Raw genomic sequence first — 12,777 nt, 5'->3', positions numbered from 1 at the left:
GCGCGCCGTACTTGGTACGACCCGTGAGGTGTATGTGTCCACGCTCCAGGCCGAGCACGTCTACAAGGTGTTCGGGAGGCGCCCCGCCGACAGCGCAGCCGCCGTCCGCGCGCTCCAGAACGGCGCAGGCCGCGACGAGTTGCGCGCCGACGGGACCACTGCTGCCGTGATCGACGCCTCCTTCGACGTGCAGCCCGGCCAGATCTTCGTGGTCATGGGCCTCTCGGGATCGGGCAAGTCCACTCTGCTGCGCATGCTGAACGGCCTCCTCGAACCCACCTCGGGCCGCATCCTCTTCGGTGGCCAGGACCTCACCGGGCTGAGCGCGAGCGAGCTGCGCCACGTACGGTCCACCAAGATCTCCATGGTCTTCCAGCACTTCGCCCTGTTCCCGCACCGCAACGTGCTGGAGAACGCCGGCTACGGACTCGAGGTACAGGGCGTGCCGCGCCCCGAGCGCGAGCGGCGCGCCGCCGAGGCCCTGGCCCTGTGCGGGCTCGAAGGCTGGGAGAAGTCCTGGCCCGACGAGCTCTCCGGCGGCATGCAGCAGCGGGTCGGCCTCGCCCGGGCGCTGGCCACCGACGCCGACCTCCTGCTGATGGACGAGTCCTTCAGCGCGCTGGACCCGCTGATCCGCCGCGACATGCAGGACCAGCTGCTGGAGCTCCAGAAGCGCCTGAAGAAGACCATCGTCTTCATCACCCACGACCTCAACGAGGCCATGCGCCTCGGCGACGGCATCGCCGTCATGCGCGACGGCCGCATCGTCCAGCAGGGCACCGCCGAGGACATCCTCACCCGCCCCGCCGACGACTACGTCGCCTCCTTCATCCAGGACGTGGACCGCTCCCGGGTCCTGACGGCCGACGCCGTCATGGACGATCCGGAGCCGGCCGCCGATGCCTGCGACTGCCCCACCGTCACCGCGCAGACCCCGCTCGCCGACCTGTGCGCCGTCAGCGCCCGCGTCCCGCACGCGGTCGCCGTCACCGACGAGGACGGCTCCGTCATCGGCTCCGTGCCCCAGGACCGGCTCATCGCCTTCATCGGCGACGAACAACGGCCCCCGATGTACTGCGCGGAGGTGGCCGCCTGATGCCCCGCCTTCATCTCGGCGCCTGGGTCGACAGCGGAGTCGACTTCCTCCAGAGCCACCTCTCCTGGTTGTTCGAGGCCATCAGCGCTCTCGTCAACGGCCTCTACGACGGCATCGACGCCGTGCTGGCCGCCCCCGCCCCGCTGCTCTTCGCGGGCATCCTCGCCGTCGCCGCCTGGTGGCTGCGCGGTCTGCTGGCGGGCCTGCTCGCCTTCGCGGGCTTCGCGCTGGTCGACTCCCTCGGCCTGTGGGAGGACGCCATGTCCACCCTGTCCCTGGTCCTGGTCGCCACGCTCGTCACCCTGGCGTTCGCGATCCCGCTCGGCATCGTGGCCTCCAGATCGGACCGGGTCAGCGCCCTCCTGCGGCCGGTCCTGGACTTCATGCAGACCATGCCGGCCATGGTCTACCTGATCCCCGGCATCATCTTCTTCGGGGTCGGTGTGGTGCCCGGCATCATCGCGACCATCATCTTCTCGCTGCCGCCGGGCGTTCGGATGACCGAGCTCGGCATCCGCCAGGTCGACGGAGAACTGGTCGAGGCCGCCGAGGCCTTCGGCACCAGCCCGCGCGACACCCTCGTACGCGTCCAGCTCCCGCTGGCCCTGCCCACCGTCATGGCGGGCGTCAACCAGGTCATCATGCTGGGCCTGTCCATGGTCGTCATCGCCGGCATGGTCGGCGGCGGCGGACTCGGCGGCGCCGTCTACAAGGCCATCGGCAACGTCGACATCGGCCTCGGTTTCGAGGCGGGCGTCTCCATCGTCATCCTCGCCATGTACCTGGACCGGATGACCGGTGCGCTCGGCCGCCACGTCTCCCCGATCGGCCGCCGTACGCTCGCCAAGGCGCGGGCCGCCGCGACCGGCGCCGCCAAGCTGTGGAACCACCGCCCGCAGCCCGCGTACGCGATCAGCGGCGCCGTCGTCCTGGCGCTCGTCGCGGGCGGCCTGAACACCTTCGGCGGCTCCGCCGCCGAGGAGGGTCCGGCCGGCGCCGCGAACATCGGCAAGGGCCGCACCCTGTCCGTCGGCTACATCCCGTGGGACGAGGGCATCGCCTCCACCTTCCTGTGGAAGGAGCTCCTGGAGCGCCGCGGCTACAAGGTAGACGCCCGCCAGCTGGAGGCCGGGGCGCTGTACACGGGCCTGGCCGGCGGCCAGCTCGACTTCCAGACCGACGCCTGGCTGCCCGTCACCCACGCCCAGTACTGGGAGAAGTACGGGAACAAGCTGGAGGACCTCGGCTCCTGGTACGGCCCCACCTCGCTGGAGCTGTCCGTGCCCTCCTACATGAAGGACGTGCGCTCGCTCGCCGACCTCAAGGGCAAGGCGGACCGGTTCAAGGGCCGGATCATCGGCATCGAGCCGAGCGCCGGCGAGATGTCGATCCTCAAGGACAAGGTCCTCAAGGAGTACGGCCTCGACGGCGAGTACAAGGTCGTCGACGGCTCCACGCCCGGCATGCTCGCCGAGCTGAAGCGGGCGTACGAGAAGAAGGAGCCCGTCGCGGTCGTCCTGTGGTCCCCGCACTGGGCCTACTCCTCCTACGAGCTGACCAAGCTCGAGGACCCGCAGGGCGCCTGGGGCAAGGGCGACGGCATCCACACCCTGGCCCGCAAGGGCTTCGCGGAGGACGAGCCGAAGGTCGCCGAATGGCTGAAGTCCTTCAAGCTCACCGAGGAGCAGCTGACCGGCCTGGAGGCGAAGATCCAGGAGACCGGCAAGGGCAAGGAGCAGCAGGCCGTCCGCGCCTGGCTCCAGGACCACCCCGAGGTCGACCGGCTCGCCTGACGTCCGAGGCAGCCGAACCGCGAAGGCGCCGCCGCACGCAGGGCCCCGTACGTCGTACGGTCCCGCGCGCGGCGGCGCCTTCGCCCTGTCCGGGGCGGCCTGCGCCTAGGCGACCGGCACCCGGTCCGGGAACCGCTGCCGGTCCGTGTCGTGGGTGTCGCGGGTGTCGTCGGTGTCCGCGCCGGACCGGCGCGGACGGACCGGCCACCACATTGCGCGGCCCAGGAGGGTGGCCAGCGCGGGCACCAGCACGATCGACAGGACGAAGGCGGAGAGCATGATCCCGAGGGCCGTCGCGAATCCGATCTGCTGGGTGGACGCGGCGGGGGTCACCGCCAGGCTCCCGAAGGAGGCGGCCAGCACCAGGCCGGCCGTGGCGATGGCGGGCGCCGTGTGCCGGACGGCACGGGCGACCGCGGCGCGGGCCGGACCCGGCCGGGCCATCTCCTCCCGGATCCGGTCGCTCATCAGGATGTTGTAGTCGGTGCCCAGCGCGACCACGAACAGGAACAGCACGAGCGGCAGGGTGAAGTCCACTCCGGGCCGGTCCAGTGCGTGCTGGAACAGCAGGGTCGAAGCGCCGAGCGTGGCCGCGAAGCCGAGGCCGACCGCGGCCAGCAGGATCACCGGCGCCGGCAGACTGCGCAGCAGCGCGAGCAGGATGAGCGCGATGAGCGCCGCGGCCACCGGGAAGACCACCTTCAGGTCCTTGTCCACCGCGGTCGCGATGTCCGCGAAGATCGCCGCCGTGCCGCCCACGTGGGCCTCCGTACCGGCCGGGGTGTGTACCGCCACCGCTGCCCGGACCGGGCCCGTGACCAGGTCGCGCGCTTGCTGGCGCTGCGGGTCGGCGGTCAGGAACAGATCGATCCGCGCGGCCTGCCGGTCCCCGGTCAGGACCGTGTCCGCGACCTGGCCCACGCCATTGACCCGGGCGAGCGCCTTGGACAGCCCGTCGAGGCGTTCGGCGCTCAGGGCGGTGCCGTCGGAGGCGGTGACGTAGACGCTCGTCGGGTCCGACACCCCGGCGGGCAGGGCGCGGGAGATCTCGGCCGCGGTGGCCATGGCGGCGGTGCGCTCCCCGCCGCCACCGCCCTGGCCGTAGTCCATGCGGATGCCCACGACCCCGGCGGCCAGCGCGCCGAGCAGGGCCACCGAGGCCAGGACCAGAGCGAACGGCCGCCGGGCGATCCGGTCGCCCATCCGGGCGGCGGCCCCCGCGCGCGGCTCGCGCTTCAGGCCTCGGGAGGGCCAGAACATCTTGCGGCCGGTGACCGCCAGCAGGGCGGGCATCAGCGTCAGGCTGCCCAGCAGCATCACCAGTACGGACAGTGCGATGGCCGGCCCGAGGACGCGGAACTGGCCGAAGGAGGCCACCCCGAGCGTGGCGAACGCCGCGACGATGGTCAGGGCCGCCGAGGTGATGGCCGTACCCACCCGCCCGGCGACCTGGGCGGCCGCCTCACGCCCGGACTGGTCGGGGTGGGAGCGCAGCTGCTCCCGGAAACGGAAGAGGAGGAACAGGAAGTAGTCGATGCCGATGCCCATCAGCACCACACTGATCAGACTGGGGGTGGACTCGGCCAGCCCGGTCCCGGTCAGCAGCGCGGCGCCGACCACCACGCCCGCCGCCGCGCCGCCGATGACGGTGACCGCGAGCAGGGGCAGCAGGGCCGCCAGGACGCTGCGGAAGACGAAGACGTGCAGCAGGACGATGACCAGGAGCATGGCGATGCCGACGACCATCGACCGGGTCTTCTCGGCGTCCATGGTGTCCACCCGGTCGGCGATCCCTCCGGTGAAGCCGGTGCGCAGGCCCTCCCGGGCGAGCCCGTCGCGCACCGAGTCCCGGAAGGCCCGGTAGGTCTCCTGCACGCCGGGATCGGCGGGGTTGCCGGTCAGTTCGACGGACAGCAGCCGGAAGGAGCGGTCGGGCGCCGTCATGGCCGGAGCCACCCGGGGGACCTGCGAGTGGTCCTGCGCGAGGGGCATCGTGTCCTCGGTGCGGGGCATGACGACCCGCTGCCGCGACAACTGCGCGGCCTGTGCGTCGATGCGCTGCTCGTCGGCGGCGGTGAGCGGGGCGCCGTCCGAGCGGGCCACCAGCACGGTGAGCGCATTGGCGTCCGGATCGACCCCGAACCGCTCCTCGGCGATCTGCAGGGCGGCCGCCGAGTCGTAGTGCGCGGGCAGGAACCCGCCGCTGCCGGTCTGGATGGCGCGGAAGACGAACGCCTGGCCCAGGACGGCCGCCGCCAGTCCCAGGACCACCCACAGGGCGATCACCTTCCACGGACTTCTCGTCGAGAATCCGGTCAGGGCGCGGATCACTGTTGTTCCTCCGGTCTGTGCGGTGCCGGCCGGGTGTTCCCGGCACGACTCCAGACCATCAGGGGAGGGCGGACGAAACGTCAGGTCGGGGGAGGATCCGAAGCCCGGGACCAGGGTCCGGCCACCCCCGCCGACCAGGACTGCGGTCCTGGTCCGAACCCGACCGTGGTCGGGTGGCAGGGCGGACGCCCGGTGCCAGAATGAGTCCGGGCCGCAGGGGAAGGACCGGCGGCTCGGGGGCGGGCACGGACGCGAGCGCGGACGTGCGCATGAACATGGGTGTGGGTGCGGGTGTGAACGTCGGTGTCGGTGGGGTCTTGGGCGGGGTCATGAGTACGCATGCGGGGACGAGCGCGGACACCGAGGGGGACCGGGGGCCGTGGACGCGCAACGACGCGCTCGTCGCGGTGGCGGCCGGCGCCGCCGACCTCGTCGGCTTCTCCCTGGGAACCCTCACGGAGGGCGGCAGCCTCAGCGTCACCGCGGCCGCCCTGCTGGTGGTCTCGTCGATGACCCTGCTGGCCCGGCGCGTCCGCCCGTTGCTCGTCCTGGGCGCGGTGCTGGCCCTCGGCGCCCTGGTGAACCTGGCGGCCCCGCTGTCCCCGCACTTCACCCTCAGCCTGACGATCGCCCTCTACACGGTGGCCAGGACGCACCGTCCCGCCGTGGTCGCGGCGGCCGCGGCGGCGGCCGCACCGCTCGCCGCCGCGGGCCAGAGCGGCTGGCCGCTGCCCTTCGGCTGGTGGGGACTGGCCGGAAACGCCACCGCCGCCCTCATCACCGTCACCGCGGCCTGGGTGGTCAACCACCGGCAGCGGGAGGCGGCGGCCCAGCGGTTGCTGCTCGCCGACCGGGCGGTGGCCGAGGAGCGCCGCCGGATCGCCCGCGAACTGCACGACATCGTCGCCCACCACATCACCACCATGCAGCTGATGGCCGGCGGGGCCCGGGCCAACCTCGCGTACGACCCGGAGGCGTCCCGGGAGGCCCTGGTCACCCTGGAGGACTCCGGGCGGATGGCGCTGCGCGAGATGCGCCAACTCCTCGACGTGCTGCGGGCGGGGGAGGAACCGGAACACACCCCGCCGGCGCCGCAGCCCGGGGCCGACGACCTCGCCCGGATCATCACCGAGTCGCGGCTGGCCGGGACGGAGACCGAGTTCACCGTGGACGGCCCGGTCCGCCCGCTGCCGCCGAGCGTGGGCCTCACCGTCTTCCGCATCGTCCAGGAGGCGCTGACCAACACCCGCAAGCACGCGGGCCGGGCGCGGGCCCACGTACGACTCACGTACGGGCGGGACGAGGTGGGCGTGGAGGTGCGCGACGACGGAGCGGGAGCGCCGACACCGCCCGCACGCAGCACCGTACGCTCCGGGTACGGTCTGATCGGTATGCATGAGCGGGTCGCCCTGCAGGGCGGAACCCTGGAGGCCGCCGCCCTCACCGGCGGCGGGTTCCGGGTGGCGGCCCGCATCCCGGTCCCGGCAGCCCTTCCGGGCACGGGAGCGGGCGAGAGAGAGGAACGGCACGGATGATCCGTGTGCTCATCGCCGACGACCAGCCGCTGGTACGGCGCGGCCTGGCCCTGATCCTGGGACCCGACCCGGAGTTCGAGGTCGTGGGTGAGGCCGAGGACGGTGCCCGGGCCGTGGCGCTCGCCCAGCAGCTCCGCCCCGACGTGGTCGTCATGGACATCCGCATGCCGGTCCTCGACGGAGTCCAGGCCACCGAGGAACTCGCGCGCACGCTCCCCGAGACCCGGGTCCTGGCCCTCAGCACCTTCGACATGGACGAGTACGTGGTCGCCGCCCTGCGCGCCGGCGCGTACGGCTTCCTGCCGAAGGACATATCCCCGGAGGAGCTGATCGCCGCGGTCCGCATCGTCCACACCGGCGAGGCCGCCGTGGCGCCGCGGCTCCTCAGCCGCCTCCTCTCCGCCTACGTACGGACCTCCGCGCGGCCGCGGTCGTGGGCGGCGCCGGCCCCGCTCGAACTCACCCCGCGCGAGCTGGAGATCTGGCGGCTCATGGCCACCGGACGGGGCAACGCCGAGATCGCCGCGGAACTGGACATCAGCGTCTCCACGGTCAAGAACCACATCACCGGCATCTTCGGCAAGCTGGGCGTCCGCGACCGCGCGCAGGCGGTGATCGCGGCGTACGAATCGGGCCTGGTGGAGGCCGGCGGCGCGAGCGGTTGATCACCAAGTGCCCGTAAGAGGACCGGATTCCTCCTGCTGTACGCACCTCTGACCAGCCAAAACACTGGACGATTCGCCCGTGCGCACAGGGGTCCGTCCATGGCACAGTGCGATCAGCCCAACCGCACGACGAGGGAGCCTCCATGCGCGATCAGCACGCCACGCCGCTCACGGCCGCCCCCGAGTGCCTGCCGGAGCCCCGCCCGCTGCCCTGCTGTCCGGTCTGCGCGGACGCCCCGGAACGCATCTCGTGGCGCCAGCGCCCGGGCCGGCCCGTGACCCTGGTCTTCGACCCCTGCGGCCACCGCTGGTCCTCCCCGGCCCCACCGGTCCTCGCGGTCACCCCACCGCGCCCGGCCGGCGACTAGGGGGCTGGCGGCCGGGGTCCGGCGACCGCCTCGGCGAGCAGGCGGCGGCCGGCCGCGGTGGTGAGGGCGCCGCGCACCGCCGTGTCCCGTACGGCCCGGGCGGGCGCCGAGCGCAGGGTCCAGGCGCGGGTGGCGAGGTCGGTGCGGGCGAGGACGCCCAGCGCGTCGGCGCGGCGGGCGCGGCGCCAGGCTGCCAGCCCCTCGTACGACGGGCCGCCGCGGGCGGTGGCGGCGGGCAGTACCGCCGCGAGCGAGACGGCGTCCCGCAGACCGAGGTTGAGCCCCTGCCCGCCGATCGGGCTGCACACATGGGCGGCGTCGCCGATCAGCAGCACGCGCCGCCGCCCGTCGCGCGCGGCGAGGCGCCGGTGGGTGCGGAAGGTGCTCGTCCAACGGCAGGCGCGGACGTCCGCCGTCCACCCCCGGGCCGCCGCCTCGGCGACGAGCGCCGCCGAGCCGTCCCGGCCGTCCGGCCCGTCCGTTCCCTCCGGCCCGTTCGCGGCGGCCCGCACGCGGCCCTGCGGCAGGTGCAGCACGACCCGGGTCCAGCCGTCGAGGTGCATCGGCAGCACCACGAGCAGGCCGCGCGGGCCGCCCACCATGTGCACCCGCGCCGGATCCAGTGAGGGGCCGTCCACCCTCAGGTCGGCGAGCTGCCACGCGCCGGCGTACGTCCCGCCGCGGAACGCCGTACCGGCCAGCGCCCGCAGGGTGCTCGACGCGCCGTCGGCCGCCACGACCCAGCGGGCGCGCAGCGGTTCGAGGGCGTCCGACCGTACGGTGACCCCGTCGGCGTCCTCCTCGACCGACCGCACGGCCGTCGCGCGGTGCACGCGCACACCCGCGCGCTCGGCCTCCGCGGCGAGCTGCCCCTCCGTCGCGCACTGCGGGACGGTGAGGATGTACGGGTACGGGGAGCGCAACCGCGCCAGGTCGAACCCGCCGAGCCGGCGCCGCCCCGACCACATCTCGACCGTGTCCACGCGCCGTCCGAGCGGCAGTAGGGACCGGGCCAGTCCGCTCGGGGTCAGGGCTTCCAGGGTCCGTGCGTGCAGGTCCGTCGCGCGGGATTCGGTGACCGGCCCGGGACGGCGTTCCAGTACCACCACATCGAGCCCGGCCCGGGCGAGCAGCAGTGCCGCGCTCAGCCCGACCGGTCCTGCCCCCACCACCGCCACGTCGACGTCGCCCACCATGCCCGCACTCTATCCGCGCGGACAGACACACCCTCTGACGGATGCTCAAATGTGCGTGAGCAGAGTCGATTTCGAGCATCATCTTTCATCCGGAGCCGTCGGAGCGCTATCTTGCCCGGAGCATGCCAAGGAGCTGTGTCCGTGTTCAGGACCGCACGAGGAGCTGCCCCATGAGACTGCCCAGCATCCGAAGGAGCCAGGGTCGGCGAGGCCCGCAGGGCCCGTTAGGCAGCCGGGTCCACCCGGCGAAGCGGCGGCGCCGGCGGCGCACCCCGGCCGCCGCCCTGCTCGCCGCCGCCCTCACCGTCACGGGACTGGCCGCCGCCGGCCCCCTCGTCGCCCCCGCCTCCGCCGCCCCGGCCGCGGCCCCCGCCTCTGCCGCACTGGCCGCCGCCGCTCCCTCCGGGGCCGCGGGTGCCGCCGGCGCCACGGCCACCGCGGGCAACGTCACCGGGTTCACCCGCTCCGGGAACACCTTCACCGTCACGGCCTCCGGCGGTGCCAAGGCCCGCGTGGTCGTCGCCCGCGCCGACATCTTCCGCCTCTGGCTCTCGCCCGACGGCTCCTTCACCGACGACCCGGCCGGCTCCGACCTCGCCCCCACCACCGACTTCGGCCCCGTGGGCGCGAGTTACTCGGACGCCGGCGCCTACTACCGGATCACCACCGGATCCCTCTCCATCCGGGTCAACAAGAAGCCGCTCCAGTTCTCCGTCTACCGCGCCGACAACACCACCCTCGTCTGGCAGGAGACGCAGCCCACCAGCTGGACCGGAGGCAGGACCACCCAGTACCTGGCCCGCGGCGCGGACGAGCAGTTCTACGGCACCGGCCTGCGACTGGGCGAGTGGGCGCTGCGCGGCAGGACCGTCCCGATCGCCGTCGACAACAAGTGGCGCGAGAACGACAACGCCAGCCCCGCCCCCTTCTACATGTCCACCAACGGCTACGGCGTCATGCGCAACACCTGGGCCCCTGGCTCCTACGGCTTCAACGCGCCCACCACCCTCACCCACGACGAGAAGCGGTTCGACGCCTGGTACTTCACCGGCGATTCGCTCAAGTCCGTGCTCGACGCCTACACCGACGTCAGCGGAAAGCCCTTCATGGCGCCGACGTGGGGCTTCGAGCTCGGCAACGCCGACTGTTTCAACGCCTCCAACCCGGACTACCAGGGCGACCACAACCGCCTGCGGCACCGGACCACGCCCGACGTCGTCGGCTACGCGACGGACGCCCGCGCCGCCGACATGCCCTCGGGCTGGTTCCTGCCCAACGACGGCTACGGCTGCGGCTACACCGCACCCCTCAAGTCGACGGTGGACGCCCTGAAGGCCAAGGGCTTCCAGACGGGCCTGTGGACCTCCACCGGCCTCGGCTCCATCGCCGACGAGGTGGGCACGGCCGGCAGCCGCGCGGTGAAGACCGACGTGGCGTGGATCGGCAGCGGCTACAAGTACGCCTTCAACGGCGTGCAGCAGGCCGTGGACGGGATCGAGAAGAACTCCGACGCCCGCCGCTTCGTCTGGACCGTCGACGGCTGGGCGGGCACCCAGCGCAACGCCGTCGTCTGGACCGGCGACACCCACGGAACCTGGGACGACATGCGCTGGCACGTCCCCGCGATCACCGGGGCGGGCCTCTCCGGCCTCAACTACGCGGCCGGCGACATCGACGGCATCTTCGGCGGCAGCCCGCAGACGTACACCCGGGACCTCCAGTGGAAGGCCTTCACCCCGGCCTTCATGACCATGTCCGGCTGGGGCGCGACCAACCCGTCCGCCGGCTACCAGGACAAGCAGCCCTGGCGCTTCGCCGAGCCCTACCTCTCCATCAACCGCAAGTACCTCCAGCTCAAGATGCGGCTGATGCCCTACCTGTACACGATGAGCCGCGTCGCCCACGAGAGCGGCGTGCCCAGCACCCGCGCCATGGTCCTGGAGTACCCCGACGACCCGGTGGCCCGCGGCAACCTCACCAGCGGCCAGTTCATGGCCGGCGACTCCTTCCTCGTCGCGCCCGTCGTCTCCGACACCTCGGTCCGCGACGGCATCTACCTCCCCGCCGGGACCTGGACCGACTACTGGACGGGCCGGACGTATGCGGGGCCGGGGTGGCTGAACGGCTACCGGGCGCCGCTCGACACGCTGCCCCTGTTCGTCAAGGGCGGCGCCGTCGTGCCCATGTGGCCGCAGATGAACCACACCGGCGAGAAGCCCCTCTCCACCCTCACCTACGACATCCACCCGCGCGGCAACTCCACCTTCAGCCTCTACGAGGACGACGGCCGCACCCGCGCCCACCAGTCGGGCGCCTACGCCCGCCAGCAGGTCGGCGTCACCGCCCCGACGAGCGGCTCCGGAGCGGTCACCGTCTCCGTGGGCACCCCCACGGGCAGCTACACCGGCAAACCGGCCTCCCGAGGCTACGAGTTCACCCTGCACGTGGCCACCGCGCCCGCCACCGTCACGGTGGACGGCGCCCCCGTGACGGGCCTGACCTCCAAGGCCGCCTACGACGCGGCCGGGTCCGGCTGGTTCTTCGACCCGGCGGACCGCTCCGGAGTGCTCTGGATCAAGACCGGTACCAAGGCGGGCGCCTTCACCGTCTCGGCCGCCGGCACCAGCCTCCCCGCGGCCGAAGCCCTGCCCGCCGCATCCCCGATCGACCGCTCGGCCTGGTCCCTGGTCCACGCCGACAGCCAGGAGACCGCCGCCGAGAACGGCGCCGCCACGGGCGCCTTCGACGGGAACCCGGCCACCCACTGGCACACCGCCTGGTCCTCCGGCACGCCCGCCGCGCTCCCGCACGAGATCCGGATCGACCTCGGCGCCCGCTACGCGGTGGACGGCCTCGGCCACCTGCCCCGCCAGGACGGCGGCGTCAACGGCCGGATCGGCGGCTACGAGGTCTACGTGTCCGACACCGCCACCGACTGGGGCCCACCGGTGGCGACCGGCACCTTCGCCGACACCGCGGCCGCCAAAACCGTCGCCCTTCCCCCGAAGAACGGCCGTTACCTGCGCCTGAGAGCGCTGACCGAGGCGGGCGGCCGGGGCCCGTGGACCAGCGCCGCCGAGATCACCCTCACCGGCCGCCCCGCCCCCTGACCGCCCGTCGCCTCAGCCGCCGAGTACGGCCCGGCACTCCCGCCGGGCCGGCTCGCTCAGCAGTGCGCGCCACCGCGTGAACAGGGCGAGGAGTCCGGCTCCGTGCGCCGCGCGGAAGGCCGGGTCGATCCGCGCGAGATCCAGTTCGTTGGCCGCCGACAGCTCGGCGAGATCCCGCCGCAGCTGCACCGCGGGGGAGTGGACCAGGCCCGTGAACCGGTCGCGGAAGGCCGGCTCCTCGCGGGCGAGCGTCGCGTACGAGGCAGCCCGGTCGCAGGCGGCGTACGCGTACACGATCTCCTCGGCCTCCTCGCCGATCGCCGCGGCCAGCTCGGCCCGCCGGGTGAGCGGCAGCAGGGCGGTGGCGAACCCGTCCGTACCGTAGAAGGCGTGGCACAGGCCCGCCCGTTGGAGCGCGGGCCGCGCACCCCAGGACGCGAGGAGGTCCCGTACGCGCTCCAGGTGGGCGAGGAGCGTGCCGCCCGGGTGGGCGACCTCCTGCGCCCCGAGCTCGCGCAGCCATGCGACGGCGTGGTCCGACACCGGCGGGTCCCTCCGGTCGGGGGTGGACGGGGTGGTCGAGGCGGTGCGGTTGAAGGGGATGCATCAGGTGGGCCGGGTGGGCCGGGTGGGCCGGGTGGGCCGGGTGGGTCGACACCCGTCTCCGCCCGCACCTGGGTTCC

General features: G+C 73.3%; 9 protein-coding genes. 6 read left to right on the top strand and 3 right to left on the bottom strand.

Going from position 1 to position 12,777, the window contains the following annotated elements; all coding sequences use genetic code 11:
• The first annotated feature begins 34 nt into the window (after nt 1-34).
• Together B6R96_RS02140 and B6R96_RS02135 are read left to right on the top strand one after the other, a co-directional pair.
• Entirely contained in the window at nt 35-1,096 is a 1,062-nt protein-coding gene (locus tag B6R96_RS02140) for a quaternary amine ABC transporter ATP-binding protein (protein WP_053702065.1), read from the top strand.
• The gene (locus tag B6R96_RS02135) at nt 1,096-2,889 is read left to right on the top strand and encodes an ABC transporter permease/substrate binding protein (RefSeq protein WP_053702064.1); all 1,794 of its coding nucleotides are present in this window, start codon (nt 1,096-1,098) and stop codon (nt 2,887-2,889) included. The genes B6R96_RS02140 and B6R96_RS02135 overlap by 1 nt, the downstream gene beginning before the upstream one ends.
• A gap of 105 nt (nt 2,890-2,994) precedes the next feature.
• On the opposite strand, the gene B6R96_RS02130 is transcribed toward B6R96_RS02135, so the two are convergent.
• A complete protein-coding gene (locus B6R96_RS02130; protein ID WP_107475442.1) occupies nt 2,995-5,220 on the bottom strand; it encodes an MMPL family transporter in 2,226 nt (741 codons plus the stop codon).
• A gap of 329 nt (nt 5,221-5,549) precedes the next feature.
• On the opposite strand from B6R96_RS02130, the gene B6R96_RS02125 reads away from it, so the two are divergent.
• From B6R96_RS02125 to B6R96_RS02115, 3 genes are all read left to right on the top strand, one after another.
• Nucleotides 5,550-6,755, top strand: coding sequence for a sensor histidine kinase (locus B6R96_RS02125; protein ID WP_107475657.1), 1,206 nt, complete (start codon nt 5,550-5,552; stop codon nt 6,753-6,755).
• Nucleotides 6,752-7,420: a response regulator gene (locus tag B6R96_RS02120; protein ID WP_030384889.1), complete on the top strand. Its 669-nt coding sequence runs from the start codon at nt 6,752-6,754 to the stop codon at nt 7,418-7,420. The genes B6R96_RS02125 and B6R96_RS02120 overlap by 4 nt, the downstream gene beginning before the upstream one ends.
• A 143-nt stretch (nt 7,421-7,563) precedes the next feature.
• The gene (locus tag B6R96_RS02115; RefSeq protein WP_081521344.1) at nt 7,564-7,788 is read left to right on the top strand and encodes a hypothetical protein; all 225 of its coding nucleotides are present in this window, start codon (nt 7,564-7,566) and stop codon (nt 7,786-7,788) included.
• On the opposite strand, the gene B6R96_RS02110 is transcribed toward B6R96_RS02115, so the two are convergent.
• Nucleotides 7,785-8,984, bottom strand: coding sequence for an FAD-dependent oxidoreductase (locus B6R96_RS02110; protein ID WP_081521343.1), 1,200 nt, complete (start codon nt 8,982-8,984; stop codon nt 7,785-7,787). The two genes, B6R96_RS02115 and B6R96_RS02110, sit on opposite strands and share 4 nt — an antisense overlap.
• 170 nt (nt 8,985-9,154) lie before the next feature.
• On the opposite strand from B6R96_RS02110, the gene B6R96_RS02105 reads away from it, so the two are divergent.
• Nucleotides 9,155-12,094 (top strand): TIM-barrel domain-containing protein, encoded by a 2,940-nt coding sequence (locus B6R96_RS02105; protein WP_081521342.1) that lies wholly within the window; start codon nt 9,155-9,157, stop codon nt 12,092-12,094.
• A 12-nt stretch (nt 12,095-12,106) separates the two neighbouring features.
• On the opposite strand, the gene B6R96_RS02100 is transcribed toward B6R96_RS02105, so the two are convergent.
• The gene (locus tag B6R96_RS02100; protein ID WP_081521341.1) at nt 12,107-12,637 is read right to left on the bottom strand and encodes a DUF6817 domain-containing protein; all 531 of its coding nucleotides are present in this window, start codon (nt 12,635-12,637) and stop codon (nt 12,107-12,109) included.
• Nucleotides 12,638-12,777: the final 140 nt, after the last annotated feature.

This window comes from Streptomyces sp. Sge12, assembly GCF_002080455.1.
GTDB lineage: Bacteria > Actinomycetota > Actinomycetes > Streptomycetales > Streptomycetaceae > Streptomyces.
Note: the sequence above shows the minus strand (reverse complement) of the source record. Positions and strands in the feature narration are given on the sequence as shown.

Bases quoted from the DNA above. Each gene is read 5' to 3' on its own strand.
- B6R96_RS02135 (WP_053702064.1), top strand. From the start codon at position 1,096: ATGCCCCGCCTTCATCTCGGCGCCTGGGTCGACAGCGGAGTCGACTTC.
- B6R96_RS02125 (WP_107475657.1), top strand. From the start codon at position 5,550: ATGAGTACGCATGCGGGGACGAGCGCGGACACCGAGGGGGACCGGGGG.
- B6R96_RS02120 (WP_030384889.1), top strand. From the start codon at position 6,752: ATGATCCGTGTGCTCATCGCCGACGACCAGCCGCTGGTACGGCGCGGC.
- B6R96_RS02115 (WP_081521344.1), top strand. From the start codon at position 7,564: ATGCGCGATCAGCACGCCACGCCGCTCACGGCCGCCCCCGAGTGCCTG.
- B6R96_RS02110 (WP_081521343.1), bottom strand. From the start codon at position 8,984: ATGGTGGGCGACGTCGACGTGGCGGTGGTGGGGGCAGGACCGGTCGGG.
- B6R96_RS02105 (WP_081521342.1), top strand. From the start codon at position 9,155: ATGAGACTGCCCAGCATCCGAAGGAGCCAGGGTCGGCGAGGCCCGCAG.